This window comes from Crateriforma spongiae, from assembly GCF_012290005.1.
GTDB classification, from domain to species: domain Bacteria; phylum Planctomycetota; class Planctomycetia; order Pirellulales; family Pirellulaceae; genus Crateriforma; species Crateriforma spongiae.
The window spans coordinates 39,608-65,614 of sequence record NZ_JAAXMS010000006.1 but is presented as its reverse complement, the minus strand read 5'-3'; the positions used below and the strand labels follow the sequence as shown (position 1 = coordinate 65,614).

General features: G+C 55.4%; 28 protein-coding genes and 1 pseudogene. 27 read left to right on the top strand and 2 right to left on the bottom strand.

Annotated features, from left to right (window positions below):
- Positions 1-14 precede the first annotated feature (14 nt).
- Positions 15-1,133, top strand: a complete 1,119-nt coding sequence (locus HFP54_RS16760; protein ID WP_168566045.1) for a 3-keto-disaccharide hydrolase — start codon at positions 15-17, stop codon at positions 1,131-1,133.
- On the opposite strand, the pseudogene HFP54_RS16755 reads toward HFP54_RS16760, so the two are convergent.
- Positions 1,130-1,777 (bottom strand): annotated as a pseudogene (locus HFP54_RS16755) (DUF6596 domain-containing protein); the annotation flags it as partial. The gene HFP54_RS16760 and the pseudogene HFP54_RS16755 overlap by 4 nt on opposite strands.
- Before the next feature lie 329 nt (positions 1,778-2,106).
- Between HFP54_RS16755 and HFP54_RS16750 the strand changes: the two are divergent.
- The 25 genes from HFP54_RS16750 (at position 2,107) to HFP54_RS16635 (ending at position 23,937) form a co-directional block, all read left to right on the top strand.
- Entirely contained in the window at positions 2,107-3,300 is a 1,194-nt protein-coding gene (locus tag HFP54_RS16750) for an AAA family ATPase (protein WP_168566043.1), read from the top strand.
- A 336-nt stretch (positions 3,301-3,636) separates the two neighbouring features.
- Entirely contained in the window at positions 3,637-3,996 is a 360-nt protein-coding gene (locus tag HFP54_RS16745) for a MarR family transcriptional regulator (RefSeq protein WP_168566042.1), read from the top strand.
- Positions 3,997-4,104: 108 nt separating this feature from the next.
- Positions 4,105-4,293: a hypothetical protein gene (locus HFP54_RS16740; protein ID WP_168566041.1), complete on the top strand. Its 189-nt coding sequence runs from the start codon at positions 4,105-4,107 to the stop codon at positions 4,291-4,293.
- A 55-nt stretch (positions 4,294-4,348) separates the two neighbouring features.
- Positions 4,349-4,837 carry a DUF2924 domain-containing protein gene (locus tag HFP54_RS16735; protein WP_168566040.1) on the top strand — a complete coding sequence of 163 codons (489 nt, stop codon included), beginning with the start codon at positions 4,349-4,351 and terminating at the stop codon, positions 4,835-4,837.
- Entirely contained in the window at positions 4,834-5,328 is a 495-nt protein-coding gene (locus HFP54_RS25725; RefSeq protein ID WP_235951972.1) for a recombinase family protein, read from the top strand. Before HFP54_RS16735 ends, HFP54_RS25725 begins: the two co-directional genes overlap by 4 nt.
- Positions 5,329-5,376: 48 nt before the next feature.
- Positions 5,377-6,384 carry a recombinase family protein gene (locus HFP54_RS25720; RefSeq protein ID WP_315853919.1) on the top strand — a complete coding sequence of 336 codons (1,008 nt, stop codon included), beginning with the start codon at positions 5,377-5,379 and terminating at the stop codon, positions 6,382-6,384.
- Positions 6,385-6,542: 158 nt separating this feature from the next.
- Positions 6,543-6,836, top strand: coding sequence for a hypothetical protein (locus HFP54_RS16725; protein WP_206036266.1), 294 nt, complete (start codon positions 6,543-6,545; stop codon positions 6,834-6,836).
- Between the two features lie 305 nt (positions 6,837-7,141).
- Entirely contained in the window at positions 7,142-7,615 is a 474-nt protein-coding gene (locus HFP54_RS16720; RefSeq protein WP_168566039.1) for a MarR family winged helix-turn-helix transcriptional regulator, read from the top strand.
- 74 nt (positions 7,616-7,689) lie between these two features.
- The gene (locus HFP54_RS16715; protein ID WP_168566038.1) at positions 7,690-8,130 is read left to right on the top strand and encodes a DoxX family protein; all 441 of its coding nucleotides are present in this window, start codon (positions 7,690-7,692) and stop codon (positions 8,128-8,130) included.
- Positions 8,127-8,825: a pirin family protein gene (locus HFP54_RS16710; protein ID WP_168566037.1), complete on the top strand. Its 699-nt coding sequence runs from the start codon at positions 8,127-8,129 to the stop codon at positions 8,823-8,825. The genes HFP54_RS16715 and HFP54_RS16710 overlap by 4 nt, the downstream gene beginning before the upstream one ends.
- A gap of 38 nt (positions 8,826-8,863) precedes the next feature.
- Positions 8,864-9,490, top strand: a complete 627-nt coding sequence (locus tag HFP54_RS16705; protein ID WP_168566036.1) for an FMN-dependent NADH-azoreductase — start codon at positions 8,864-8,866, stop codon at positions 9,488-9,490.
- A 307-nt stretch (positions 9,491-9,797) separates the two neighbouring features.
- Positions 9,798-11,204 (top strand): NAD-dependent succinate-semialdehyde dehydrogenase, encoded by a 1,407-nt coding sequence (locus tag HFP54_RS16700; RefSeq protein WP_168566035.1) that lies wholly within the window; start codon positions 9,798-9,800, stop codon positions 11,202-11,204.
- A gap of 124 nt (positions 11,205-11,328) precedes the next feature.
- On the top strand, positions 11,329-12,336 hold the full coding sequence (ahr, locus tag HFP54_RS16695; RefSeq protein WP_168566034.1) for an NADPH-dependent aldehyde reductase Ahr: 1,008 nt from the start codon (positions 11,329-11,331) through the stop codon (positions 12,334-12,336).
- A gap of 17 nt (positions 12,337-12,353) precedes the next feature.
- Positions 12,354-12,986, top strand: a complete 633-nt coding sequence (locus HFP54_RS16690) for an SDR family oxidoreductase (protein ID WP_168566033.1) — start codon at positions 12,354-12,356, stop codon at positions 12,984-12,986.
- Positions 12,987-13,012: 26 nt separating this feature from the next.
- Positions 13,013-13,522: a peroxiredoxin-like family protein gene (locus HFP54_RS16685; protein ID WP_168566032.1), complete on the top strand. Its 510-nt coding sequence runs from the start codon at positions 13,013-13,015 to the stop codon at positions 13,520-13,522.
- A 92-nt stretch (positions 13,523-13,614) separates the two neighbouring features.
- The gene (locus HFP54_RS16680; RefSeq protein ID WP_235951971.1) at positions 13,615-15,504 is read left to right on the top strand and encodes a PAS domain-containing sensor histidine kinase; all 1,890 of its coding nucleotides are present in this window, start codon (positions 13,615-13,617) and stop codon (positions 15,502-15,504) included.
- On the top strand, positions 15,501-15,914 hold the full coding sequence (locus tag HFP54_RS16675; protein WP_168566030.1) for a response regulator: 414 nt from the start codon (positions 15,501-15,503) through the stop codon (positions 15,912-15,914). The genes HFP54_RS16680 and HFP54_RS16675 overlap by 4 nt, the downstream gene beginning before the upstream one ends.
- An 18-nt stretch (positions 15,915-15,932) precedes the next feature.
- Positions 15,933-17,312, top strand: a complete 1,380-nt coding sequence (locus HFP54_RS16670) for a sigma-54-dependent transcriptional regulator (RefSeq protein ID WP_168566029.1) — start codon at positions 15,933-15,935, stop codon at positions 17,310-17,312.
- Positions 17,313-17,621: 309 nt separating this feature from the next.
- Complete coding sequence (locus HFP54_RS16665; RefSeq protein WP_168566028.1) at positions 17,622-18,878, top strand: FG-GAP repeat domain-containing protein; 1,257 nt, start codon at positions 17,622-17,624, stop codon at positions 18,876-18,878.
- A 121-nt stretch (positions 18,879-18,999) separates the two neighbouring features.
- Positions 19,000-20,097 carry a hypothetical protein gene (locus HFP54_RS16660; RefSeq protein ID WP_168566027.1) on the top strand — a complete coding sequence of 366 codons (1,098 nt, stop codon included), beginning with the start codon at positions 19,000-19,002 and terminating at the stop codon, positions 20,095-20,097.
- Between the two features lie 59 nt (positions 20,098-20,156).
- Positions 20,157-20,402: a hypothetical protein gene (locus tag HFP54_RS16655; RefSeq protein WP_168566026.1), complete on the top strand. Its 246-nt coding sequence runs from the start codon at positions 20,157-20,159 to the stop codon at positions 20,400-20,402.
- A 53-nt stretch (positions 20,403-20,455) separates the two neighbouring features.
- On the top strand, positions 20,456-21,976 hold the full coding sequence (locus tag HFP54_RS16650; RefSeq protein WP_315853918.1) for a sulfatase family protein: 1,521 nt from the start codon (positions 20,456-20,458) through the stop codon (positions 21,974-21,976).
- The gene (locus tag HFP54_RS16645) at positions 21,957-22,802 is read left to right on the top strand and encodes an MBL fold metallo-hydrolase (protein ID WP_168566024.1); all 846 of its coding nucleotides are present in this window, start codon (positions 21,957-21,959) and stop codon (positions 22,800-22,802) included. The genes HFP54_RS16650 and HFP54_RS16645 overlap by 20 nt, the downstream gene beginning before the upstream one ends.
- 211 nt (positions 22,803-23,013) lie before the next feature.
- Positions 23,014-23,430: a hypothetical protein gene (locus HFP54_RS16640; RefSeq protein ID WP_168566023.1), complete on the top strand. Its 417-nt coding sequence runs from the start codon at positions 23,014-23,016 to the stop codon at positions 23,428-23,430.
- A gap of 42 nt (positions 23,431-23,472) precedes the next feature.
- Positions 23,473-23,937: a hypothetical protein gene (locus tag HFP54_RS16635; protein ID WP_168566022.1), complete on the top strand. Its 465-nt coding sequence runs from the start codon at positions 23,473-23,475 to the stop codon at positions 23,935-23,937.
- A gap of 96 nt (positions 23,938-24,033) precedes the next feature.
- On the opposite strand, the gene HFP54_RS16630 is transcribed toward HFP54_RS16635, so the two are convergent.
- The gene (locus tag HFP54_RS16630; protein ID WP_168566021.1) at positions 24,034-25,110 is read right to left on the bottom strand and encodes an integrase core domain-containing protein; all 1,077 of its coding nucleotides are present in this window, start codon (positions 25,108-25,110) and stop codon (positions 24,034-24,036) included.
- Between the two features lie 228 nt (positions 25,111-25,338).
- Here HFP54_RS16630 and HFP54_RS25275 point away from each other — a divergent pair, with 228 nt between their 5' ends.
- Positions 25,339-25,971, top strand: coding sequence for a hypothetical protein (locus HFP54_RS25275; protein WP_206036265.1), 633 nt, complete (start codon positions 25,339-25,341; stop codon positions 25,969-25,971).
- Positions 25,972-26,007 lie beyond the last annotated feature (36 nt).

Here is a 26,007-nt window from a genome sequence, read left to right as displayed (position 1 = left end):
CTAGCTTAGGTCCCATGCTCGTTGCTGTAATCAGCCTACAGACGTTCGCGCCGGTTCAAATTGCGGAACCCAAGGTAAACGCCGTGCCTCTCGTTCGATCGACAAGCCGTCGATTACTTTCGCTGGCTTTCACAGCGCTGCTGACGATACTTGTGAATACGGAAACGCCTGGCCAGGACGGCCGTTCACTACCGACGACGCCAGAAAAAGCTTCCGTTCAAACCATCAAGCCAGAGATCGTCTCTTATCCCGACGCGAGGGTCTGGTCAAACCGCGTGATCGCGGAAAGCGAGTATCCAGGGCTCCCGATGATCGGTGAGTTCCGACGCGACAATCGAGCGATGCAGGTCACGGTCGCCGGCGAGAAGTTTTACCTCTCTGTTTTCAACGGTGGCCTTCCCGGTGACGGATGGGACGGATCACCGATCCAGCATCGTTGGGTCGGCACTCAGGATATCGCTGAGCAACTGCACGGCTGGAACAAGGCTGACCGTAGCCAAGAAGTCGTCGGGAAAGAGCCCCCACAAGGTTCGGTCGTTTTGTTTGACGGTTCGGATACTAAAGAGTGGGTCAATGGAAAAGTCGAGGATGGCTTCTTGAAAGCGGGGACTCGAACGAAGGAGAAGTTTCAGGACTTTCGTTTATACTTCGAGTTTTTGATTCCCCTCAAGCCAGAGCCGCCCGTCAGCCATCCTCACCGAGGAAACAGCGGAGTCTTTGCGGTGGGAGCCTATGAGATCCAGATTGCTGACACGTTCGGGTTGGATTTCGACAAATCGGCATGGAGCGAAATGCAGATGCTCAAGCCGGTCAATACTTGGTGCGGAAGCATCTACGGCATTCGAGCACCGAATGTGAACATGTGCCTACCGCCACTGACTTGGCAGAGCATGGAGATTGAATTCAAAGCCGCTAGATTCAAGGACTCGCGGAAGATCTCACCCGCCGTCATTTCCGTGATCCAAAACGGCGTGAAAATCCACGATCAGATCGAACTACCGGAAGGCACGGGCGGCGGGCCTGGAGGCCCACGCCAGGAAGTGCCTTCCGGCCCCATTGTGCTCCAAAACCACGGCAATCCGAACTTGTTTCGCAACATCTGGATCGTGGCTCATGGATCACGGGTTCGCTAGGTCCTATCGTGAGCGCGCAAAGCATCGATCTTCTGACAGATCAGCTCTTTTTCGGCGGTCGTCGGTGCTAGGCTCCATGCGGTGCGGAAAGACTCGGCGGCTTCTTCGATTTGGTCAGCCATCTTCAACAGGCTGCCTTGGGCCGCGTGCCACAAGTAGTAACGATCTTTGAGACCCCTGCAATCCAGTGAATCTAGCATCTGTATTCCCGCGTCAATATCGCCGCGGTGAGCAACCGCGATCGCGCAGTTCAAATGATGAACTAGTGATGGTGAAAGCCTGCATAACATCTGGTAAGCGGAGACGATGTGATCCCAATCCGTTTGACCGGTAAGTTTTCCACGGCAGTGTTCTGCCGCGATCATCGCTTCAGCGTGATAGCGAGTTGCCACGGGGACGTTGGTTGCCAACTCGAACCAATGAAAAGCCTCCTTCAACAAGCTGAGGTCCCAACGATTGAGATCTTGATCGTCGAAGAGCACGATACCGCCGAGCTCGTTCAAGCGGGCATCCAAGCGAACGCTATGGAACAACAAGAGCGCTAAGAACGCCGCCGACTCGGGACCGCTTGTGTTTTCGTGCTCGGCCAGCAGCAACTCTAGACGGACAGCTTCCTCACATAGATCGACCCGTATCAGCTTGTCAGAATGCGAGGAACTTTAGCCTTCGTTAAACAATAGGTAGATCGTTTGCTGGACACTGGTTAGGCGTCGACGCATGTCATCCGGCTTTAACGCATCGAGTTCGAGACAGGAATCCCGAAGACGATGTTTCGCCCGGGTGAGCACTTCCGACGAACAGTGCACGAACTGCTTTGTTCCGCTGGTATCGGTCGCACTGATTAGGTGATGGTTGAACGTCCGATAACATGGGCTATGTCGTGAAGAGTTGCAGGATGTGCAGATTCTGCGGGTTCGGGTTTGGGGTCGCCAATTGCCGGAATTCTTCGAGCAACGCTGGTTTTGGACTTGCCGTGGCTCGCTGGATTACGCAAACTGCGTTACGCACGTTGCGTAATTTGGAGGTGTGGGTTGTGAATCCCTTTTCGTATGGCGGCATTGTTGGCAATGGTGCCTTCTGCAATCGCACGAGAGAACTGGCTGACCTGACGGACATGATGAAGTCGGCGGGCAGGTCGTTTGTCTATGCCGAACGCAGGATGGGAAAGACATCGCTGATCTTGCGTGCGCTCGCGAAGCTCCCCAAGAAGCAGTTTGTCACCGTCTACGTGGACCTCTGGCCGACAGATGGATCGGCAGCGTTTTCGCAGGCGACAGCGAAGGCCGTTTCGGTGGCGGCAGAATCAACGTCCAAGCGTTTGCTGGAGCTTGGAAAATCACTCTTCGGGCGACTGCGGCCCAGTGTTTCGCTTGATGATGCGGGCCAACCGAAGATTGATTTTGGGATCGACGGGCGCGCGGTCTCTAGGGCTGATTTGGTCGAGGTGCTGGATGCGCCGCAGAAGCTTGCGGACAAGACTGGCAAAACCGTTGTGATGGTGTTTGATGAGTTTCAGCAAATCCTGGACTACGAGGATGACACCACCGAAAAACAGATTCGCAGCAGTATTCAACATCACAAGAATGTCGCTTACGTCTTCTTGGGTAGCCGCAAGCATCTGCTGCAATCCATGTTTCTGGATGAGGCTCGCCCGCTCTACCGCAGTGCAATGCACTATCCGATCGGGCCCATCGAAACAAAACACTGGCAACCTTTTGTCGCCAAGCGATTTCAACATGCCGACAAACAAATTGATCGACAAACCATCGCATCGTTGTGCAAAAGAACAGGCGGTCACCCCTTCTATACGCAGCACCTTTGTCACGTCCTTTGGTCGATGACGGAAACCGGCGAGGAGGCGAATGAGGCCGATCTCGATACAGCGGTGGCTGAGCTACTTCGTCGAGAAAGTCACGCCTACGTCAACCTTTGGGAAGCGATGACGAAGAACGAGCAGCGGTTCCTTCGTGGGCTGGCTGAATGTGAGGAGCCGCCCAAGCCGTTTTCATCTGATTTTACGCGCCGATTCGGACTTCGTAGTGCATCCAATGCGCAGCGGGCTGCCGAGTCGTTAGAAGCGGGTGACATCATCGAGCGAGAGGAAGCGTCATTCGTGATTGTTGATCGCTTCTTTCGACTATGGATTCAGCGGCTGTTCGCGAATTAGCTCGTGCTGAAGTCTCGAACGTTCGATGACTCACGCCATTGCAAGAGCAACACCTGGCCGGTCGTAAATCCGAAGAGTCCCTGAATCGATTGGCAAGTCCATTTGCTTGATTCGAGGCCAAGCGAGGTTCTGAAATGTCGAGCGTTTCGGGGGCAGGTAACGATGGAAACTGTGCCCCAATAAGCCAGGAAAGTACTGGCTAAATCACTGCGAAATATCTGGAAGAATCCCTGAATTTTGGTCGTCACTTCAAGTAGTTAATTGCGAATTGGCGACCAAGTAACCAGTTCTCGCGTTCAAGTCACCACCGGCGTTACACTTAGGGAGGTAGTCGAATTGTCGAAAGACGGTTTGCGGATCGATTGGGAGACCGTCGAAGATCTCCTGATCGAATCCTGTGAATCCGAAATTCCAAAACCCAAACCGCAGCCACGCCGATCATCACGGACTGCGAAGATCGAACTGTTGGTTCGAGAGTTGACGCTGCACTTACGCAGTGCTGCTGATCTTGCTCACGCATCCGGCGAACTGCTGCCTCGTCCGACGCAACAAGAGCTCGCGCGACGGACCGGAATCTCGAAGTCCGATGTCAGCCGCTGCATCAAAGACCCCTCTGCCAACCAGTTGCGATTGCTTTGGCAGACTGCTGATGATCCGGATGCCGTTTTGCGTTTGCCTCGCAAACAACTTCGCTAAATCTTTCTTTTCGATTGGCTCCGACTTTCAGAACCAGAATTTGGAAGGTCTAGGGATAGGGCGGTCTGTTAACCGCCTGTTCCCACTTTTCACTTCAAGGTTCTGCCTATGCGAAACTCTGAGCCAAAATCTGATAACGATGAAACACGATTGAGGCGTCGCGAAATCGTCGACCTGCTGACTCGTGCCGTCGTTCGTCACCATCGAGTGACCGCAATTTTTGGGAACTCCGAAGAATCTGACGACGATGCCCAAGCCGATGGCTTGATCGAATCGGAAAACGATCGCTCTCTGTGACTCAGCCGCGGTAAACACGCCCGGCACTTCCCTATTCCGAGTCATGGAGAGCAACATGAGCAACCCATTGGGCCAAGAGTTGGCCGCGCTGCGCCGAATGTCGGTCAGCACCCTTCAAGCCAAGTACTTCGAAGTCTTCGGCGAATCAACGACCGGTCGCAATAAGGCCTGGCTTCAGAAGCGAATCGCATGGCGAATGCAAGCCAATGCGTTCGGTGGCCTGAGTGATCGGGCCATCCAGCGAGCCAATCAGCTCGCCAACGAATCGGATCTTCGCGTGACTGCGCCGCGAGAGCCCTCGCCTTTGCCACCACCCCCGCCGGTGAACCGCGATCTTCCGCCCAAGGATGAACGGTTGCCGCCCGTCGGCGATTGTCTGGTTCGTGATTACAAGGGCCGGGAATGCGTCGTCACCATCATGCCCGATGGTTTCGATTTTGAGGGCGAGCACTACAAGACGCTTTCGGCAGTTGCCAAAGCGATCACGGGCCAGCACTGGAATGGCTTTCGGTTCTTCAAAATTCACAAGCAGGAGTCAGCATGAGTCGCGAGCAAATGAAACAACCCATTCGGTGTGCGATCTACACTCGCAAATCGACCGAAGAAGGACTCGATCAAGAGTTCAATAGCCTGGATGCGCAGCGTGATGCTGCTGAGGCATTTATCACAAGCCAGCGAAGCGAAGGTTGGGCTTGCCTCGACGAACGTTACGACGACGGCGGTTTTTCAGGTGGGAACCTTGAACGTCCCGCAATGAAACGTCTCATGGCCGATATCGAGGCCGGCAGAATCGACTGTGTCGTTGTCTACAAAGTCGACCGTCTCAGTCGCAGCCTGCTCGATTTCTCACGCGTGATGGAAACCTTCGAGAGACACAACGTGGCCTTCGTCTCTGTCACTCAGCAGTTCAACACCGCCAGCTCCATGGGCCGGCTAATTCTCAACGTGCTGCTTTCCTTCGCCCAGTTCGAGCGCGAAATGATCAGCGAACGCACCCGAGACAAGATCGCGGCAACACGCCGCAAAGGCAAGTAGTGCGGCGGTGTCCCAGTCTTTGGATTTACGATCGAGGAAACCAAGCTTGTGGTCGTACCCCACGAAGCCGAACGCGTCCGACAAATCTTTGATCTCTACCGACGAACGCACTCTCTGCTCGAAACGGCCAAGGAAGCCAATCGTCGGGGTTGGCGGACCAAGCAGTGGACGACCAAGAAGGGATCAACTCGCGGTGGTCTGCCGTATGACAAGAACCGCATCTACCAGATGCTGACCAACGTCACCTACATCGGCAAGCTGACGTACAAGGACGAGATCCATGAAGGCCAGCATCAGGCCATCGTTGATCCTGAGGTCTTCAAAGAAGTCGGAGAGTCGCTGCGAAAAAATGGTCGCATCGGAATGATACGAGCTTCCACCAGCTTCGACGGAATGCTGCGAGGCATCCTTCGGTGTGCAAAATGCAATCGAGCGATGCGGCACACTTCCTCTGGCCGCGGCACGAAGAGGTATCGTTACTACGTTTGCGGCAAAGCCGAAAAGCAAGGCTATGAATCTTGTCCATCGCCTTCGATTCCCGCAAGGCAGATTGAGAGTTTCGTCGTCGACGAACTCCGCGTGTTCGCAAATGATGTCCAGCTCATTCGTGACATCTACGAACGATGTCATGAGCAGAACCGCGAGGACATCGATTCGCAAAAACGTGAAGCCGATTCGATCGCGAAGTTTCTCAAAGAGGACCACGCCGAGATGACTCACCTTGTCGCAACGGCCGCTAGCCCTGACTTGATTGAAGCAACGCAATCACGCATTGATAAAAGCGAATCACGATTGAAAGAGCTGCGTGAAGCCATCGACAACCATCGGCCGATTCGCGTCAGCCATGCATCGATCCGCAAGACCCTCGGTGAACTGGACAAAGCCTGGGACACGATCCCACCGCGAGAACGTTGCCGACTGATGGAATTGTTGATCGAACGGATCGACTACGACGGTGTTGAGGGCACGCTTGATATCACCTTCCAGCCCGCCGGACTCGCGTCACTCGGCCAGGACGGCAACTTTGCCCGTCACATTACGGAGACGTTGAATTGAGCGACCTATCGAACAACTCAAACGAAACACCGCCGCGCACATCGGCGATACGCCGCACGTTTCACGTTACCCGCGTGGATCGCGGAGCTCGCGAGGTGCGCGGCGGTACGGCCCCACCGCGGCCCAGAACGGGCCAACTGCCGAGACTGTCTCGGCTGATGGCACTCGCCATCCATTTCGACCACGCTTTGGCATCGGGCCGCCTCCGATCACAAGCCGACTTGGCGCGGGCAGGGCAAGTCACACGAGCTCGCCTCAGCCAGATCATGAACCTCTGCAATCTCGCCCCGGATCTACAAGAAGAGCTGCTCTTCCTGAAGCCCTATTTCGACGGCCGAGCGCCCATCACCGAGCGTCAAATCCGCCCCATCGCTGCCGAACCCAACTGGGACAAGCAGCGCCGCCGCTTCAAGAAGCTTACCGGTTCTGCCGGTCGCAACGATCGCGGTTAGCTTGAAGGTCCGATAAAAAGCAGCTATGTAGCGAAGTATTGAGGGTAACCACGGTCATGCGAGGTCAATGTGGCAGGTCCGCGAACCAAACGACGCCTTCCTGCTGGGGGCACATCAGCAAATTCGTAAATCGTCTCCACCTTGCGGATCTGGAAATTGCTCGATTCGAGACATCAAACTGTACTCCTGAGGTCCACTCCGCACTCTTCTTCCAATTTTTGCTGAACTTTTCGTCATTTTTGACCATGAGTCCGACCATGCGATTCGGCTGTTGACACAATGTCTGTTGCAACATATAAATAAGCATGAGCAAGACACAATCAAAAACCCTGGCGGGCGAAGTCGGAAAGCGGCAGCCGTTTGATTCGCTTCGGCAGGAGGCGTATTTGAACTTGGTGCGGACACATACGCAGCTTGCAGGCCAGCTATCGCGGCTATTCAAGCAGCATGGGCTCACCGATCCCAAGTACAACGCGTTGCGAATCCTGCGAGGAGAAGGCAAACCGATGCAGGTCTACCAGATCGCCGAGCGGATGGTGACGCCGCAAACTGACGTCACGCGTCTGGTTTATCGGTTGGAAGAAGCTGGACTCGTCGAGCGGGAGCGATGCGGTGAAGACCGGCGAGTCGTTTGGGTGACTTTGACCAGACGGGGGAAAGACGTGCTTAAGAAGCTAGATCAACCGGTCGCAGATTTGCATGAGTCGCAGTTCGCTGGTCTGACGAAGACTGAGCTAAAGCAACTGAACGATCTGCTTTTTCGATCTCGGCAGAATTGAAATCTTTTTTTGAGCCAATATCTGTTGCAACAGATATTGGCCGAAGTGAACACAAGATGAAAGCGAGGAATCCGATGAACGAAAGCTTGAAAGCTCCGCTGACAGTGGTCGGCCGTGTGATGCTGGCGACCATTTTCCTGATGAGTGCCCTCGGGAACAAGATTCCCAACTTTTCGGGAACTGTTGATTACATGTCGGGCAATGACGTTCCAGCTCCAAGCATCATGCTCGTCGGGGCGATCGTGTTCTTGCTGGCTGGCGGCATTTCGCTCGTGCTGGGATTCAAGGCCCGCATCGGCGCATCGCTGTTGGTCGTGTTTCTGATTCTCGCGACGTACTACTTCCACGACTTCTGGACGCACGCACCTGACTCACAGGAGTTTCAGATGCAGATGATCCAGTTCATGAAAAACCTCGGACTCATGGGCGCGATGTTGATGATCGTGGCCAACGGCCCCGGTCCCGGAAGTCTTGACAACTGCAAGAGTTCCAAATCAGAAGGAGATACGCAATGATTACCGTCCGCAAAGCAAACGATCGTGGCCACGCAGATCATGGATGGCTCGACACCAATCACACGTTCTCGTTTGCGAGTTACCACGACCCGCAGCACATGGGCTTTCGCAGCCTGCGGGTGATGAACGAAGACCGAGTTGCTCCGGGAAAGGGCTTTGGCACACACGGTCACGACAACATGGAAATCATCTCCTACGTGTTGTCCGGAGCCTTGGAGCACAAAGACAGCATGGGCAACGGTGAAGTGCTCCGGCCCGGCGAGTTCCAGCGCATCTCGGCCGGTTCGGGCATCACGCACAGTGAATTCAATCCGTCGTCCGAAGAACCGGTTCACTTCTACCAAATCTGGCTCGTGCCGAACGTCCGTGACATCGAACCCAGCTACCAACAGCGTGAGTTCGACGAAGACGAGAAGCTGAACCGCCTACGAATGGTCGCCTCACCCGATGGAGACGACGGTTCCTTGTCGATTCACACCGACGCCAAGGTGTATCTGTCGAAGCTCGAAGCCGGAAACCAAGTCGGCTTCGATCTTGAGCCCAGTCGGCACGGCTGGCTTCAAGTCCTTTCCGGCTCGGTCGCCGTCAGCGGACATCAGCTCTCGACGAGCGATGGTGCCGCGATCACCAATGAAGACTCGTTATCGATCGTCGCGTCTGAGGACGCGGAGATCATGCTTTTTGACCTGGCCTAAACCTAGCTGTTGCCTCAACACACGAAAGGAAGAACGAAATGAGCAAACTCCTTCACATCGAATCGTCACCACGCAAGGAACGATCGCACTCAATCTCAGCAGCCAAAGAGTTCATCGAAGGCTACAAGGCCGCGAATCCCAACGACGAAGTGGAAACGTGGGATTTGTGGGCCGAGCCGCTGCCTGAATTCGACGGCAAGGTACTGGATGCCAAGTACAGGATACTGCACGGCCAAGACCATACCGACGACGAAGCCGAGGCGTGGAACCGAATCGTCAGTGTGTTTGAGCGATTCAACTCGGCGGACAAGTATCTCATCAGCCTTCCGATGTGGAACTTCGGCATTCCTTACAAACTCAAGCACCTCATCGACGTGATCACTCAGCCGGGCCTCGCCTTTTCGTTCTCTCCCGAAAGCGGCTACACCGGATTGGTTACAGGAAAGCCGGTTGCTGTCGCCTACGCTCGCGGCGGCGCCTACGGCAGCGACGAAACGAAAGGCATGGATTTCCAGAAGACCTACATAGAGATTCTGCTCGGATTCATTGGCTTCACGGATGTGAAGTCCATCGTTGTGGAACCGACACTCGCCGCCCCGGAACAAATCGAATCCGCGAGCGCCGCAGCTCGTGATGAGGCGAGACGAATCTCAGCAGCTTTCTAAATTCGAACGACTCGCAAATCCTCTCAATTGAATTACGAGACAAAGTCGAATTTTGGCATGAATGCTGATTCGGTCAGACGCGGCAGGGAGCGTGCATCGAATACTTGTCGGCCGAGAATGTCAGAACCGCGCGCCTTTAAAGGGTGAGCGCATAGATTGGTTACACCTCGCTGCACGCGAAGCATTTCTTAGGCGTAATCAAGCGGTTTTCGCAATTGGTATAGGGCTTGCAAAGAGCCTCTGCGACCTAGCAACGTTGGGTTGCTCATAGCGATCGATCAAGTTCCAAAGCACAGGAGAACATCTCATGGCGACAGCCACAGCAACAGCAAAGAAGAACGAACTGAAGTCCGTCAACCCATTCAATGGTGAAGTGCTTAAGACCTACGAAGAGATGACGCCAGAACAGGTCGACGCCGCGATCGCGAAGGCAGATGCGGCGTATCGCGAATGGCGCGAGACCAGCTTCGAGCATCGGGCCGGTATTCTTCGCCGTGTCGCCGAATTGCTTCGCGAGCGTCGCGAGGAACTGGCAACCATCATGACGCTGGAGATGGGCAAGAAGATTGAAGACGCACGCCCTGAGATTGACCTTTGTGCCACGATCTTCGACTACTACGCAGACAATGGTGAGAGAATTCTCGTTCCGACGGAATACGACACAGCGGAAGGCAAAGGTACTCTTGTCAACCAGCCTCTGGGCATCGTCTACGGCATTCAGCCTTGGAACTTCCCGTTCTATCAGCCGTCGCGCGTGGCTGCTCCGCAGTTGATCGCGGGCAACGTTGTTCTCACTAAGCACGCCTCAAACGTGCCGCAGTCTGCCGAGGCATTTGACCAGTTGCTCAAGGATGCCGGAGTACCCGAGGGAGTTCATACGAATCTGCAACTCTCTGCTCGCAACGCCGGGAGCATCATTGACGACGACCGCGTCGTGGGCGTCGCCTTCACCGGGAGCAACAAGGGCGGAGCCGCAGTTGCCGAACAGGCCGGCCGCAACGTCAAGAAGACCGTGATGGAACTTGGCGGTGTTGATCCCTTTATCGTGCTTAACGACGCCGATATGGACGCAACCATCGAGCGGTTCATGATCGGTAAACTGCTGTGCACGGGCCAAATCTGCATCGCCGCCAAGCGAATTATTCTCGACGAATCAATCGCTGAAGAGTTCCTCGATCGCGCGGTTAAACTCTTCGCCGAACTCAAGCCGGGCGATCCGCTGGATGAGTCGACTGGCTACGGCCCGGTTTGCACCGAGAAAGCGGCCATCCAACTCGAAGACCAGATCAACAAATCGGTCGAAGCCGGCGCCAAGATCCTCGTCGGTGGCAAGCGTAACGGCGCGTTCATCGAGCCGACCATCATGACCGACATCCCGAAGGGATCTCCCGCAGACTGTGAAGAGCTGTTTGGTCCCGTCGCCATCATCCACATCGCCAAGGACGAAGAGGATGCAATCCGCATCGCGAACGACAGTGACTTCGGTTTGGGCGGCTCAGTCCACACCAACGACCTCGAGCGCGGACGCCGTGTTGCGGAACGGATCGAGTCGGGCACGTGCTTTGTCAATCAGATTTCGTGGACCTACGCCAGCATGCCGATGGGCGGCGTGAAGAAGTCCGGTTACGGCCGCGAACTCGCAGACCTCGGCATCAAAGAATTCGTGAATCAGAAGCTGATCAGCGTCTTCGACAAGGACCACACTGGTTTGTAAGCCGACGTAGCAGTTCGTACTCCAAGCTTGGCGGTCGCAATCGGCCGCCGAGTTTTCCAATACGACCGATTCATGGCAGTGTCGCCTGAACCATCAGTCACCGTTATCGCTCGGGAGCAATCAAATGACCGTCAAAGCATATGCCGTCACGAAAGCCAAGGGAGAGTTTGAACCATTTGAGTTTGAACTTGGCGACATCGACCCCTACGAAGTGGACATCAGCGTCGAATCATGCGGCATCTGCCACAGCGACTTGAGCATGGTGGACGACGAGTGGGGGATGGCTCAGTTTCCGCTCGTTCCCGGTCACGAGGTCATCGGGAAAGTGTCAGCCGTGGGCGATCATGTGACCCACGTGAAAGTCGGCGACCGCGTTGGCCTTGGCTGGCATGCAGGCTATTGCATGATGTGCGACGAATGCATGAGCGGCGACCACAACCTCTGCAGCGACGCCGAGCCGACGATCGCGGGAAGACATGGCGGCTTTGCCGATACCGTTCGTGCGAAAGCTCCCAGCGTCATCAAGATTCCGGATGCGTTGGATGCGGGCGAAGCCGGGCCGCTGCTGTGTGGCGGCATCGCTGTCTTCAATCCCATGGTCCAAGCTGGGTTGTCTCCAACGGACAGCGTGGGCGTCATCGGCATCGGCGGACTGGGCCACATGGGCCTGAAGTTCGCTGCCGCGTGGGGGTGCCACGTAACCGCATTCACTTCCGAGTCAAAGCGTCAGGAAGCGCTCGACATGGGAGCACACGACACCATCAACTCACGCGACCCTGAAGCGATCAAATCCGCAGCGGGCAGATTCGACCTTGTGTTGTCCACGGTCAACGTTCCGCTCGACTGGAATGCGGTCCTCGCAACCTTGAAGCCACGCGGTCGTCTGATGATGCCCGGAGCCGTCACTGAACCACTCGATATCAACGTGCTGCCGGACATGATGTTCAAGCAGCTCTCGGTTGGCTCGTCGCCGGTCGGAGCGCCAGTCGTCATCCGCCAGATGCTCGACTTTGCCGCTCGGCACAACGTCGCTCCGGTCAACGAGCACTTCCCGATGAGCAAAGTCAACGACGCTTTTGAGCATCTGCGCAGCGGAAAGGCTCGATATCGAATTGTTCTGGATCGTGATTGAGGCAAAAGGAGAAAACCATGAAGATTCTTGTCGCCGGATCGCGGGGAGCAGTCGGTCGATTGCTCATCGACAAGCTCATTGAGAGGGGGCATGAAGTGACCGGGATGGTTCGATCTGAATCCCAGAGGGATGTCCTGCTGCAAACCGGCGCCCGCGCGGTATTGGCAGATGTCTCACATAAAGAGACTCTCGATGCCGCGATTGCGGGACAAGATGCGGTCGTGTTCGCCGCTGGCTCCAAAGGAAAGGCGGTTGAAGCAGTCGATCGAGACGGTGCGATCCATCTCTGCGATGCTGCGAACAGCGCAGGAGCTCACCGCTTCGTATTGCTCAGTTCCATTTATGCGGGTCGACCTGAGCAGGGTCCGGAAAACCTGCGACGGTATCTGCACGCCAAGCACGAAGCGGATGAGTATGTGGCAGCCAGCGGGCTCGACTACACGATCCTGCGCCCGGGCTATCTCAATGATGAGCCGGGCACAGCCAAGATTCAGACTGGAGACGCTTTTGATGGCACCGACGCCCAAATCAGTCGCGAAGACGTGGCTGAAGTCATCGCCGCGTCACTTGCAGAACCAAAAACGGTCGGTTCGGCGTTCGAGTTCATCAATGGCGAAACGCCAATCGCCGACGCTTTGAAAACTTTGTGAAACACCAAATCACCACAGGAAAAGCAATGCTCAAACCACAAGCAAAAGTCCCTAACCTGACCGTTAAGACCGTCGGTGGCCCCGATTGGGCACTAAGCGAACAGTCGCCGGAACACTTCACCTTCGTCTTCTTCTATCGCGGTTATCACTGCCCGATCTGTCGCAAGTATCTGGGTAGCATCGACCGCAAACTGGACGAACTGGCGTCACTCGGTATCAACGCGGTCGCGATCAGCAGCGATTCCAAAGAACGAGCGACCCGAAGCAAAGAAGAATGGAGAATTCAAAATCTCCCGATCGGCTACGACCTATCGATCGTAGAAGCCCGCACGTGGGGACTCTACGTTTCCAAAGCCATCAAGCCGGACGAACCTGAAATCTTCAGCGAACCGGGCCTCTTCATCGTTCGGCCGGACAATGAGTTGTACGCGGCATCAATCCAATCGATGCCATTTACCAGACCGAGCATCGACGAACTGATTGCCGGGTTCAGGTACATCGTCGACAATGACTACCCGGGGCGCGGCGAGGCATGAAGCGGCACATGCATTCGTGGCGAGTTGCATACTGGTCATGTTTGGTAGAATGAGCCCTGACGACGGCCAATTCAACCGAAACCGGTAGCCTCATGCCAACTGAAAACGCTTTGACATCTGACGCAACTGCCGACCCGTGCCAGCCGGCAAACAACTTGAAAGCTGCCGCCATCACAGGTCGGGATGTGTTGCTGCACACGATCTTTCAGAGCGTCTCTGAATGCGTGAAGGTCTTCGACAAGCAGGGGAATTTTCTGGCGATGAATCGTGCCGGTCTAGAGATGGTCGAAGTGGACTCGTTTGATGAGGTGGAAGGTGAGTCTGCTCTTGCTTTCATAGCTCCCGAGTATCACGCAGCTATGAAATCAATTAACAGCGAAGTGCTGAAGGGGCACAGCGGACGCGCCGAATATGAAGTGATTGGTAAAAAGGGTGGACGCCGCTTTGTTGAAAGTCAATCCGTTCCGCTGTCCGACACCAGTGGTGAAATCACAGGGATTCTTAGTATCACGCGCGATATGACTCCCACGCGTGATGCGAAGATTGCGATCCGCGAAAGTCACGAACGATTTCGGCGCATGGTCGAACAACTTCCTGCCGGGGCGATTGCCATCGAGGGCGAGGCAGTTTTCTTCAACCGCACAACCGAGGAAATACTCGGTTATTCGTCGGATGAGATCGCGACGCTCGACGACTGGTTTTCACTGCTTTACCGCGAGCGAAGCGACGAAGTGCGTCAGTTGTACGAAGCCGACAAAGTCGATGGATTCCCGGGCCGACGGGAGATCAAGGTGACCTGCAAATCAGGCGAAATCAAGACGGTCGAGTTTGCGGGCTATGTCGATCGTGAAAGTGAAATATGGGTGCTTCACGATGTCACGGAACGCAAGAAAGCCGAAGAGGCGGTCAAACTGCGGGAACGGCAACTCTCAACGTTGATGAGCAACCTGCCGGGAGCTGCGTATCGGTGTCTCAATGACGAACAATGGACGATGGAGTTCATCAGCGATGGATGTGAACAAGTTTGTGGCTATTCGGCGAACGAGATCACCGACGGTTCGCCGACGTGGGCTGAGTTCATGCACCCCGACGATCGCGAAAGGGTTTGGAACGAAGTTCAAATTAGCTTGAAGGAGCACCGGTCATTTCAATTCGTCTATCGAATTCATCATCGAAGCGGGCAGGAACGTTTTGTCTGGGAGCAGGGGCAAGGAGTCTTTGCGTCAGACGGTCAGTTGGAAGCCATCGAGGGTTTCATGACGGACATCACTGAATTGGAGCAGACGAAACAACAGCTTGTTCAGGGTGAGCGACTAGCGGCCATGGGAAAGATGTTGTCCGCCCTGGCTCACGAAAGCCGAAACGCCTTGCAACGAATTCAGTCCGGCGTTGAGATGCTGAAGTTTGAGTTTGATGAAGCGTCCGAATCATACGAAGACCTGCGACGAATCGCGGGTGCCCGTGAAGACTTGCAGCGGTTGTACGACGAGATGCGAAGCTTTGCTGCGCCGATGAACCTGCAAATCTCTGACTGCGATCTGTCAGGGATCTGGAAAAAGGCGTGGACGCATCTCGAACCGGCGTGGAAGCCGCGCGCTGTTCGCTTGATCGAGAATACGGCTGACAGTGATCCGGTGCTTCCGGTCGACTCGTTTCGTCTGGAACAGGTGTTTCGGAACCTGCTGGAGAACTCGTTGGCCGCTTGCAGCGACCCAATCCAGATTGAAATTGAGTGTGTCAATTCTGACGTAGATGGCCAGCCGGGCGTGTGCGTCTCGTTGCGCGACAACGGCCCCGGACTGACCGAAGAGCAGAGAAGCCGTATTTTCGAGGCGTTTTTCACGACGAAGCACAAGGGAACCGGTCTGGGCATGGCGATTGCAAAAAGGATCGTCGAGGCCCATCGTGGAACAATCGAAGCACGCAATTCGTCGAGCGGTGGTGCCGAATTTGTTTTGAAAATTCCGAGAGCCAAACCGTGACCAAGTCCTTACGAATCGCAGTTGCCGACGACGAACCCGAGATTCGGGATTTCTTCAAGCGCTTCCTTCCTCGGCTAGGCCATAGTGTGGTCGGGGAAGCGTGTGACGGTGCGCAGCTCGTTGAACTCTGCAAAGCCGAACAGCCCGACGTGGTCATCACCGACCTTGCCATGCCGCAGATGGATGGTGTGTCAGCGATCACTGCGATAGCGGCCTGCTCTAAGGTACCCGTGATTATTGTCTCGTCACACGACCGCCCTTGTGAGCCGTGCCATCCGAGCGTCGTTGCTTATCTTGTCAAGCCGATTGAAGGTGGTGAATTGGAAGAGGCAATCCTGAAGGCAGCCGAGTCGTTGACGAAGGAGTGTTTCGACAAAGCCAAGTGCGTTTCACCATCCGATCAGCAGTAGTCCAGGGAGCCGATTATTGTGAGTAAGTCCGCCATCGAAATATCGCTCATTATCATTGACGACGATGCGGACTTCCGTTCACTGACGGCCCGAACGCTTCGCAAATTTGGTCACACCGTTGAAGACTGCGAATCCGGTGAGGCCGCGCTTGAGTTGTTTGACCGGCACAGTTTCGATGTTGCCATCGTCGACCTGTCGATGCCAGGCATGTCGGGGCTCGAATTGCTGGGCCACATCAAAGAGCGGGCCGGCGAGACCGAATCGGTGATGCTGACCGGTGAAGCCACGGTTCGCACAGCCGTCGAAGCGATGAAGGCGGGCGCTCATGATTACCTGAGCAAACCGGTCGAGATGGACGAACTAAGAGTCGTCATCGAAAAGGCGTATCAGGCCAGCCGCCTGCGCAAAGAGAACCGTCAACTCAAAGTGGCTCTCGAACGTACGCGGCCGACTTTCGACATGATCGGCGAATCGGCGGCGATGAATGAGGTGCTGCGACTGATTGAACGAGCCGGCCCAACGGACAAGCCGATACTGATTCAAGGTGAAAGCGGAACGGGAAAGGAACTTGTCGCGCAAGCTCTGCATCAGGCAAGTGCCGTTGCAGACAAACCGATGATTACGATTAACTGTGCCGCTCTGCCCGAGCAACTGCTGGAAAGCGAATTGTTCGGACACGAGAAGGGAGCCTTTACCGGTGCGACCAGTGCCAAGCCGGGCTTGTTTGAAGTGGCCGATGGCGGAACATTGTTTGTTGATGAGATCGGAGAACTCGCTCCGTCGTTGCAGGCCAAGTTCCTTCGCGTGCTGGAAGACGGTTCACTTCGACGCGTCGGTTCGACGAAAGAACGTAAGGTCAACGTTCGCATCATCAGTGCGACCAATCGGGACATGGAACAGGAAGTCAAGAACGGTCGATTCAGAGAAGATTTGTACTATCGCATCGATGTGCTGACGCTGCGGTTGCCTCCACTTCGCCAGCGGCAGGACGACATCAAGTTATTGGCCGTACATTTCGCTGGCGACGACTGGCAGATCGAACCAAATGCGATGAAAGCGATCCAGAACTACAGTTGGCCAGGCAATGTGCGGCAACTGATCAATGCGATCGAACGCGCAAAGATTCTTGCGGACGACGAAGTCATAAAAGTGGGGAACCTTCCGGAGGTCGTCGCAAGCTGTGCGCCCGGTGAACCTGCGCCGGCCAGCGATTCGACCAGCGAGGCCGGTGACGACTTGGACTCAATCCAGAGAGTCCATATTGCTGAGTTGATGGCTCGCGAAGAAGGAAACAAGGCTCGCGTTGCCCGTTTGCTCGGCGTCAGTCGCCGCACTCTCTACCGCCTGCTGGAAAAGTACGAGATCCCGACGCAAGTCTCGCACTCGGACGCCGAGTAGCTCGCGCTGCCCCTGTCGTTGCATCTCCCCATCTTCTTGCAGTGCATCAATCGCAAGGTGTGCACCATACCAGCATCTTCCACTTCCTCTGATCGCCATGAGCGATGACAGAATTGGCATTGTGAGTTCGTGCAAGCGCATCGTTTCGTTACAGAATTCAGAGCGGTACGAGGGATAGAAGCGTGATTCCTTCATTCTGCTGTCTGGCATCGTAGTTGCAAACAGTTGAAGCCATTTCAGTCAAGCAATCAAACGAGACTGGGCAACGACAGTCACTACATGAGCCCTTCACGAAACATTGGAGATGAAATGAAGATTCTCAAACCACCCCACAGGCTGTTGCTGCTGATCGCTGCGGTATCGCTCGTGACATACTCGACGGCATCCGCGCAAGACACCAAATACTTCACTGACGTGACGGAGACACACGTTCCTCAAGATGCGTTCGCCCATCTGTTGGACGCTGAATTTGGCGACGTCGATAACGACGGCGATCTGGACGTCGTGGCCGCTTTGGAGTTCAGTGCCAATCGACTCTACCTGAACGAAGGAGGCGGGAAGCTGACTTGGAAGAAGGGCGTGTTTCAGGAGAAGAAGCACGACAACGAGGAAGTGAAGCTTGCTGATTTCGACAATGATGGAAATCTCGATGCGATTTTTGTTGCCGAGGAAGGCGGGAATCATGAGTTCTATCTCGGCAACGGCGACGGCACCTTCCGTGATGTCACTGACCGCCTGCCGGCCCGTAGCATCGCGAACGATGTTTTCGTGGCAGATATCAATGGCGACAAGCTCCTTGACGTGATTGTTGCCAATACCGGCAACCCGCGACCTGCCGGCTCTGAAAAACAGCCGGAATGGGAAAGCATTCAACAGAATTTTCTGTGGCTTGGCGACGGAACTGGAAAACTTAAGAACGTCACCTCCGCCAACTTGCCAACAATCGACGACTCAACACAGGACATTGAAGCGGCCGATCTGGACGGAGATGGCGATCTGGATTTGGTCGTCGGCAACGAAGTTCCGACGAATCGACTTTTGATCAACGACGGAAGCGGGAAATTTACCGACCAGCCAAAACGCCTGGAGTTGAAGGAGCCATTGGAAACGCGCGAAGTCGTATTGTTCGATGCCGACGGAGATGGTGACAAGGACGTACTGTTCGCCAATCTGACCAGTAACAACGGAGCCTGGAAGAAAAACCCACAAGCTCGACTGCTGATCAACGATGGTTCCGGCAACTTCAACGATGAAACCGAACTTAGGATGCCAGCGAACAAGTTCTCATCCTATGACGCGGGTGTGGTCGATTTCGATCGCGACGGTGACTTGGACATTTTGCTTTGCGCAATCGACATCCCCGGTTTCCGACCGCTGCGAGTTCATGCTTATCGCAATGATGGGAAAGGCAACTTCCGCGATGTCACTAAAGATGTAATTCCAAGTGCAACAACCGGACTCACCTGGGATATCGAAGTTGGTGACTTGAACGGTGACGGAATACAGGATGTGTTCGTCGGCGGCTGGGGAACACAGGCTCGTTTGTTGCTGGGAAAAACTGATTAGCAAGATCGGTTGGAACATCTTCAACACTCAAGTGGTGAGACTTCCAAACAAGTAGGCACGCCTACCGCCTGAGTCACGATTAACGAGACGCCGACTCAATCGAACAAAGAAGAATAATCCTATGAATACAACCACTGCATTCACTGTGGCGGCGCTGATGCTGGTCGCGTCAATTGGCAACCTGTCTTTGGGGCAAGACGATGTATCTCTGATTAAAGACAACAGCTTCGCCGAAGGATTTGGTGCAGCCTTCATCTACGGCAGCGAGTACAGCGGAGGTCGGCGTCCACCGCTTGGTGAAGTGACGGAATATCGAGACATCTCGCCGTGGCGAGTGTTCCTCATCCCTGATGGTCCGGTGAAGAAGGTTGGCGTGAAAACACATCCATGGGACTTTCAGGAAGGCCTGCATCACAACTTCAAAGACAAAACTGGCAATCTGGTTCGTGAGCTGCATGCGCATCGACTCATCGTCAATCACACGATCGAGGAGAACTCGCCAGAGCGACTGCAGTTCGCGCAATTTAATAACTATCGGTTGCCGAAGGGCCATCCAGACCGTGACACAAAGCTCGTCAAACGTGTCACGACGGATCGCCAGGGAACGTTGAGGCTGTACTACAACTCGCAGAACGAGATTCGGAACGCCGCGACGGGACACTCGGCAAAGTGGGCTCGCGATACGTGGCCGCATTTCCTTGTCAATCAGCGAATGATGGAGCCGATTCCGCTGGCCGAGTTCCAGCGACTCGATTTTCGAGTGTCGTTCCAGGTCGATCGAATGAAGAAACTCTCGAACTGGCCGAATGCGATTCGCGGAGCCGCCCGTTCTGGGATGAATCTGAAGTTCATGTTCTTTCTGAGAAATCCGGATGTTCTGGAGCAGAAACTGTTCGCCGGCATGATGCTCTTTGCCAGCAACGAGAAACGCTACGCCCCTCACCTTGGCATCGAGCAGCACGGCAACGTCTTCTATCGCGACAGCATTACCAGTGGCGGCAAGCCGGTTCCCAAATTGTCGGAACAACGCACGGTGGAAGTCGATGTTCGCAAGTTGGTTGCCGAAGCATTGCGACAAGGACATGAGAAGCAGCCCGAGTTGTCTTTCGATCCCGAAAAGTATGCCATCTACAACTTCAGCATTGGTTTTGAGGGCATGGGCCACTGGGAAACGGAAGCAGAGATTTCGGGGTTGAGCCTGACGGGAGTTAGGAAATGAATATGCTCCGGAACTCGCTATTGCCAGTCTTCCTCGACACGCCATATCGGTCGCGGCGTATGGGCAAGACCAACGAATCCACTCTCGCCCCGCTGAGGAAGGTCCTGCGGAAAGGCAACTATGCCGAGCGACTCGAGGCCATCCAGATCGCGCGGCGGATCGGCCCCGCAGCAGCGTCCCTCGAGCCCGAAGTGAAGCGTCTGATCGGTGTGCAAGGCGGAAGCTACTATGACCGCTACCTACCGTCCGCGGCAGAATTCGCCCTGGAAGCCATCCATCCAACCCCATCGAATGTCGACCCATGAAGAGATCAGTGCGCATGTCTCGAATGGCAGCAATTAGCCGGATTTTTCAGTGCGTGAAGCAGCTTGCTATCGCCGGACTCATCCTGTTCGCGGCCACAGCAACCGCTGCCCCAAAGGCCCCTCGAGCCGTCGTGCTGGTCTACGCCGACGACCTCGGCTTCGGGGACCTGTCGTGCTACGGAGCCAGCCGACTCAAGACGCCGAACATCGACCGCCTCGCCGAGCAAGGCCGCGTTTTCACCGATGCCCATTCCGCATCGGCTGTTTGCACGCCGTCGCGATACTCCCTGCTGACCGGCCGTTACGCCTGGCGCGTCGACAACTACAACCCGGTGTTCGCCCAGCACGGTCTGATCATCGATCCGGACACAACCACTCTCGCCGATGTGTTCCAACAGGCTGGCTACACCACCGCCTGTATCGGCAAGTGGCATCTCGGCTTTGGTGATCCACATCCCAACTGGAACGGCGAACTGATACCCGGCCCGCTCGAGCTAGGATTCGACTATTACTACGGGGTTCCGGTGGTGAACAGCCACCCGCCATTCGTATACGTCGAGAACCACCGCGTGGTCGGGCTCGTGCCGGAGGATCCGCTGATCTGGAGAAAGAACACAGGCAACCCACACACACAGGCCTATCCCGAGAAGAAGAAAGCTCCGCTGCGCAACGGCCTCGGCTTCCGAGGCGGCAAGGCGGCACACGGGCTCTACGTCGATGAAATGGTCGGCACCCACCTGACGGACAAGGCGCTCGAGTGGATGGACGCGAACAAGGACAAGCCGTTCTTCCTCTACTTCGCGAGCACGGCCATCCACCACCCGTTCACGCCCCATCCACGATTCCAGGGCACCAGCAAGGCCGGACGCTACGGCGACTTCGTTCACGAACTCGACTGGATCACCGGCCGCTTGATGGAAAAGCTCGAACAAATCGGCGTCGCCGACGACTCGATCTTCATTTTCACCAGCGACAACGGCGGCATGCTCAACCAGGGCGGCCGCCGGGCCTGGGAACTCGGCCATCGCCTCAACGCCCACCTGCAGGGATTCAAGTTCGACGTCTGGGAAGGTGGTCACCGCGTGCCGTTCATCATCCGTTGGCCGGGTCGCGTTCCCGCCGGCAGCAAGTCCGACGCCCTAATCAGTTCGATCGATATGACATCGACCTGCGCTGACATCCTTGGCGTGAAACTGCCTGAGCATGCTGCCCCCGACGGCATCTCTGTCCTCCCCGAACTGACCGGTGAACCCGCTCAACCTTGCCGCGACCATCTCGTCCTTGCCGGGCAGAGCCGCGAGCACCTCTCCCTCCGCGATGCCGACTGGGTCTACATCCCAGCGCAGGGTGGCGGCGGCTTCGGCAACGGGCTCACCGGCATTAAGAACACTGATAACATCAACAGCGACATTACCTCCGACGGCCGCATCAAGCCGGGCTCACCGCCCTCGCAGCTCTACAACCTGAAATCCGATCCCCGCCAGCAAACCAACGTGATCCGCGAGCATCCCGAGATCGCCGGAAAGCTGAAAACGAAACTGGACGAGGTTAGAAATGAATATTACGCAGATTAGAAACGCGACTATCCTGCTGGAGATTGGCGAACATCGAATCCTTGTCGATCCAATGTTATCGCCGCCTTCGTCGCTGGCAGGCTTCAGACTGTTTCGCGGCGAACGCCGCAAGAATCCATTTACGGCCTTGCCAAACAACGCCGATGAGTTGTTTAAAACGGCGACCGAAGTACTCATCACACACGAACATCCCGACCATTTGGATAAACCGGGAGTCGAGTGGATCAAATCTCGCGGATTGAAGTTGTGGTGCAGCAGCATTGATGCCCCCAACCTCCGACGCAAGGGTTTGGACGCCAGAATCATCACCCAAGACTCGGGCGACCTATCGGTTGAAGTCATTCCCGCCACACATGGACATGGGATGATCGGATGGCTGATGGGACCGGTTGCCGGCTACTACCTGGCTCACCCGGATGAACCGACCGTTTACATCACCGGTGACACGGTGTTGACGAACACGGTCAAGTCCGCCATCGAGAGACTCAGGCCACAAGTGATCGTCGCTCCGGCCGGAACGGCAAATTTTGGCATCGGTAAAGATTTGATGTTCAGCGAAGCCGAACTCATCGAGCTTGCGAAACTGGCTCCGGCAAAGGTCGTGTTCAACCATCTAGAGGCCATCGATCATTGCCTGATGAGTCGAAGCAAACTCAGGCAAATGGTTAACGACGCTAGTGTCGCAGAGCAGGTCCTCATCCCCGAGGACGGCGAGCGATTGCAATTCGAACTTTCGACAGACTCGCCGCAGGTTACGTTGCAAACATCGGAACAAACGACTCCGGGATTTCAGAAATGGTTGACTGCGAAGTTTGCTGGGACGTAGGCCGGCTATCCAGACGTTTTGCCGACAAGCCGAAGCTGTTTGATGCTTCAAATCTTTCGGTTGCTCCAATCTCTGCGGGGAATCGGATTCCCTCCTCACCAATGCTCTTCACCAACCAGCAATGAACAGACGACTTTCCATCTGCTCTTTATCAGTGGCCCTTCTTGGAACGCTGCTGGTCGCGCCGGCGAGCGGCTAAGATGCCCTCGCAGTGGAGAATTCCAGCTTTGAGGGTGTGCTCCATGACAACCTGTCCAACGAGGATCGCCAGGGCAGCGGGTTGAATCCACTTTTTCTGAAGTCCTTCCCCACATCGAATCTCTTCCGTGACGATGCAGTGGGGCTCAACTTCGAACACATCTTCAATGGTGCGAAAGAACAAGATGACATTTCTATGTTCACTCCACGCCGCGACCCTTGCCATGTAAAGCAACTGGACGAAAGCCGATTCCGAATCCATTGGCCCGCCGCAGGTTCCCAATGGGGATTAGGAGCTCAGATGATCTACGACCTGTCAAACGAAGGTCAGATCGATCTCACCTTCGAATGCACGCCCACCAGAGACCTTTTTCCGCAGGGATTCGTCGCCATGATGCGGGCGTCGTACATGAATCGCACAGTTGATTGAAGGATTCACTTCTGGGGCAAAGAGGGAGACCGCACGGGTTGGGTGCGGTTCGGTGTTGGAAAAGGGAAAGACTTTGAGGTCGGGACGGTGGCTCATGCAGGCGTATCGGATCTGCCCTTCGAGCCAGGAGCACAAACGCTAAATGTCATCGAACATCCCGAGAAGAAGTTCATCGCACCTTTCTACTACGGCTTTCTAGACGGCGATCGCGACCTGAAGACAACCGATGACAGGCTGCTCTTTATGGTTCTGTTCGATCAGACCGATTCGATCCGATTCGCGATGTGGAACTTCTTCAAGGACGACGCCGGTGATCCCGACACCCATAGTCCGGCTTGGGACTGGCAATACGTCATTCGGAATCCGCAAGTGGGTCAGCGATACGGATACCGCGCACGCGTCGTGGTAAAGCCATTCAAGGGAAAGACGCAGATATGGAGATTGTATCAGAAGTGGAATGAAGACCTGGAGTTAGAGCTGCCTTCGCCTCCAAGCCTAAATGATTGATGCGACAATCTTAATCCCAACTCTGGTCGATCCGGTTACGCTGATGTTAGACGGTGTCGCCGGAATAAACTACTGTTACAGTTCGGCTCGGATTGGTTACGCCACGGCGCGGTACGACTTCAAGTGTCCGCCAAGTTCGGTGTGGCAGAAGACTTTGTGTTTAGCCAGCTCAAGTACCGGAGGCTCTCCTTCGTCACGGACCGGTGAAAGGTGATCTCGCCCCGAATGTCCGCGGCGATGGTTGTACCAGTCTCGCGACACGCTGAGAATGTGGTCCAAGTGCTTCTCGCTGACGATGCAGAAAGCGTTGAGCACTTCGTGCTTCAGCGTCTGAATCACGCGTTCAACGAATGCCTGCAGGTTTGGCGATCGCGCGCACGTCTTCTTGATCTTGCAGCCGGTCGAACGAAATACCTCGTCGAACGCGTCGACGTATTTTGAATCCTGGTCACGCTGCAGAATCTCGCATCGCAGGTGCTCGTCTTGTAGATGCATCTGAAAGTTGCGAGCCTGCTGCGTCGTCCACTGGCCAGTCGGATTCGCCGTGCATGGCGATATCCAAATGCGCCGCGTCTCCACATGGATGAAGACTAGAAAGTAAAGATCGACCATCCCTTTGACCGTCCACTTTCTTTTCGACGCAAAGTCACACTGCCACATCGTCGCCGCATGGCGCTTGAGAAAGTCCGACCACGTGTCGGGATGGTCACTCGGATCCGGACCAAGGCCGGCCTCGATCAGGATGTTCTTGACGGTTTGCCGTGAGATACGATGTCCAAGTCGCCGCATGGCCTGGATGATCTTGGTGTAGCCCCAACCAGTCTCTTTGCGGATCCGGATGATCGTGTCGGCGATGCTCTCGTCGGTCCTTGGCCGGCCCGCCTTGCTCTCGGCCTTGGACCTTGGTCGTTTAGATGGCCCATCTTCCATAGACCGGACCCAGCGGCGAAACGTCGAGTAGCTCACGATCGAGATCAGTTCTTTGATTCGCGGGCCAAGCTTTTTGCCGTGGCGAACCAATCGGCGGCGTTCCTGATTGTTTAACGTGATCCGATCGGGTAACTTACTCCGAAGAATTGCATTCTCCGCTTTTAGATAAGTCACTTGCTGGGCTAGTTCCTGCCGCGTGAGCGACGCAAGCAGTGTCAAAAGTGGGTGAACGATCGCGGCCATTCGTGCTGCCGATTCCCTTGCAATTCTGGAATAATCGGGGTGGCATCATTTTTTTACCCCGCTGAAACGACGAGCGTACGGTCCGATTCGCCATCCGCAATGGTCGCGTGGGTAGTGAGTAGTTTGCCGTTCAGTTTTCGGCCGCGCCGCTCAGAAGAACCGGAACAGATTGCCAGCGATGGAGTCGCTTTGGGCAACATTCTCTCTCCCTGTTAACCACTCGCAGACATGCGAGAAAAAGCAGCTTCGGTTAACAGCAAAACCACCAGCAGCTTTCGCAATTGCTTTGTCTCGATCCCGATCAAACGAGACGCGAATCGCATCGCAACAGCCATTCCGGGCCGAAAAGCCCTGCAAAATCCGCTGACTCTCTCCGGATTGGTTTTGTACAGGGAGGACATTGAAATGAACGACTCAGACGATCAACTAGACGAAACACCGCCGCACTCGCCGACGATACGCCGCACGTTTCACGTTGCCCGTAGAGATCGCGGAGCCAAAGAGCTTCGCGGCGGTGCGGCCCCAGAGGCGGTCATACCCGGCCGACTACCGCGGATAGTTCGGCTGATGGCACTCGCCATTCACTTCGATCAGGCGTTGGCTTCTGGCCGCCTTCGATCGCAGGCCGATCTAGCGCGAGCAGGGCAAGTCACACGAGCACGTCTGAGTCAGATCATGAACCTGTGTCTGCTCGCCCCGGATCTTCAAGAAGAGTTGCTTTTCGTGAAGCCGTACTTCAGTGGTCGAGCACCAATCACCGAGCGTCAAGTCCGCTCCATCGCCGCCGAACCCAACTGGGACAAGCAACGTCGCCGCTTCAAGAAGCTGACCGGTTCTATCGGTCGCAACGATCGCGGTTAGCTTGAAGGTCCGATAACCTCAACTATGTCGTGAAGA

Excerpts from the sequence above, each read along its gene's own strand:
- HFP54_RS16760 (WP_168566045.1), top strand. The coding sequence starts at position 15 with ATGCTCGTTGCTGTAATCAGCCTACAGACGTTCGCGCCGGTTCAAATT.
- HFP54_RS16740 (WP_168566041.1), top strand. The coding sequence starts at position 4,105 with ATGCGAAACTCTGAGCCAAAATCTGATAACGATGAAACACGATTGAGG.
- HFP54_RS16735 (WP_168566040.1), top strand. The coding sequence starts at position 4,349 with ATGAGCAACCCATTGGGCCAAGAGTTGGCCGCGCTGCGCCGAATGTCG.
- HFP54_RS25725 (WP_235951972.1), top strand. The coding sequence starts at position 4,834 with ATGAGTCGCGAGCAAATGAAACAACCCATTCGGTGTGCGATCTACACT.
- HFP54_RS16725 (WP_206036266.1), top strand. The coding sequence starts at position 6,543 with ATGGCACTCGCCATCCATTTCGACCACGCTTTGGCATCGGGCCGCCTC.
- HFP54_RS16720 (WP_168566039.1), top strand. The coding sequence starts at position 7,142 with ATGAGCAAGACACAATCAAAAACCCTGGCGGGCGAAGTCGGAAAGCGG.
- HFP54_RS16715 (WP_168566038.1), top strand. The coding sequence starts at position 7,690 with ATGAACGAAAGCTTGAAAGCTCCGCTGACAGTGGTCGGCCGTGTGATG.
- HFP54_RS16710 (WP_168566037.1), top strand. The coding sequence starts at position 8,127 with ATGATTACCGTCCGCAAAGCAAACGATCGTGGCCACGCAGATCATGGA.
- HFP54_RS16705 (WP_168566036.1), top strand. The coding sequence starts at position 8,864 with ATGAGCAAACTCCTTCACATCGAATCGTCACCACGCAAGGAACGATCG.
- HFP54_RS16700 (WP_168566035.1), top strand. The coding sequence starts at position 9,798 with ATGGCGACAGCCACAGCAACAGCAAAGAAGAACGAACTGAAGTCCGTC.
- ahr (WP_168566034.1), top strand. The coding sequence starts at position 11,329 with ATGACCGTCAAAGCATATGCCGTCACGAAAGCCAAGGGAGAGTTTGAA.
- HFP54_RS16690 (WP_168566033.1), top strand. The coding sequence starts at position 12,354 with ATGAAGATTCTTGTCGCCGGATCGCGGGGAGCAGTCGGTCGATTGCTC.
- HFP54_RS16685 (WP_168566032.1), top strand. The coding sequence starts at position 13,013 with ATGCTCAAACCACAAGCAAAAGTCCCTAACCTGACCGTTAAGACCGTC.
- HFP54_RS16680 (WP_235951971.1), top strand. The coding sequence starts at position 13,615 with ATGCCAACTGAAAACGCTTTGACATCTGACGCAACTGCCGACCCGTGC.
- HFP54_RS16665 (WP_168566028.1), top strand. The coding sequence starts at position 17,622 with ATGAAGATTCTCAAACCACCCCACAGGCTGTTGCTGCTGATCGCTGCG.
- HFP54_RS16660 (WP_168566027.1), top strand. The coding sequence starts at position 19,000 with ATGAATACAACCACTGCATTCACTGTGGCGGCGCTGATGCTGGTCGCG.
- HFP54_RS16655 (WP_168566026.1), top strand. The coding sequence starts at position 20,157 with ATGGGCAAGACCAACGAATCCACTCTCGCCCCGCTGAGGAAGGTCCTG.
- HFP54_RS16645 (WP_168566024.1), top strand. The coding sequence starts at position 21,957 with ATGAATATTACGCAGATTAGAAACGCGACTATCCTGCTGGAGATTGGC.
- HFP54_RS16630 (WP_168566021.1), bottom strand. The coding sequence starts at position 25,110 with ATGGCCGCGATCGTTCACCCACTTTTGACACTGCTTGCGTCGCTCACG.
- HFP54_RS25275 (WP_206036265.1), top strand. The coding sequence starts at position 25,339 with ATGCGAGAAAAAGCAGCTTCGGTTAACAGCAAAACCACCAGCAGCTTT.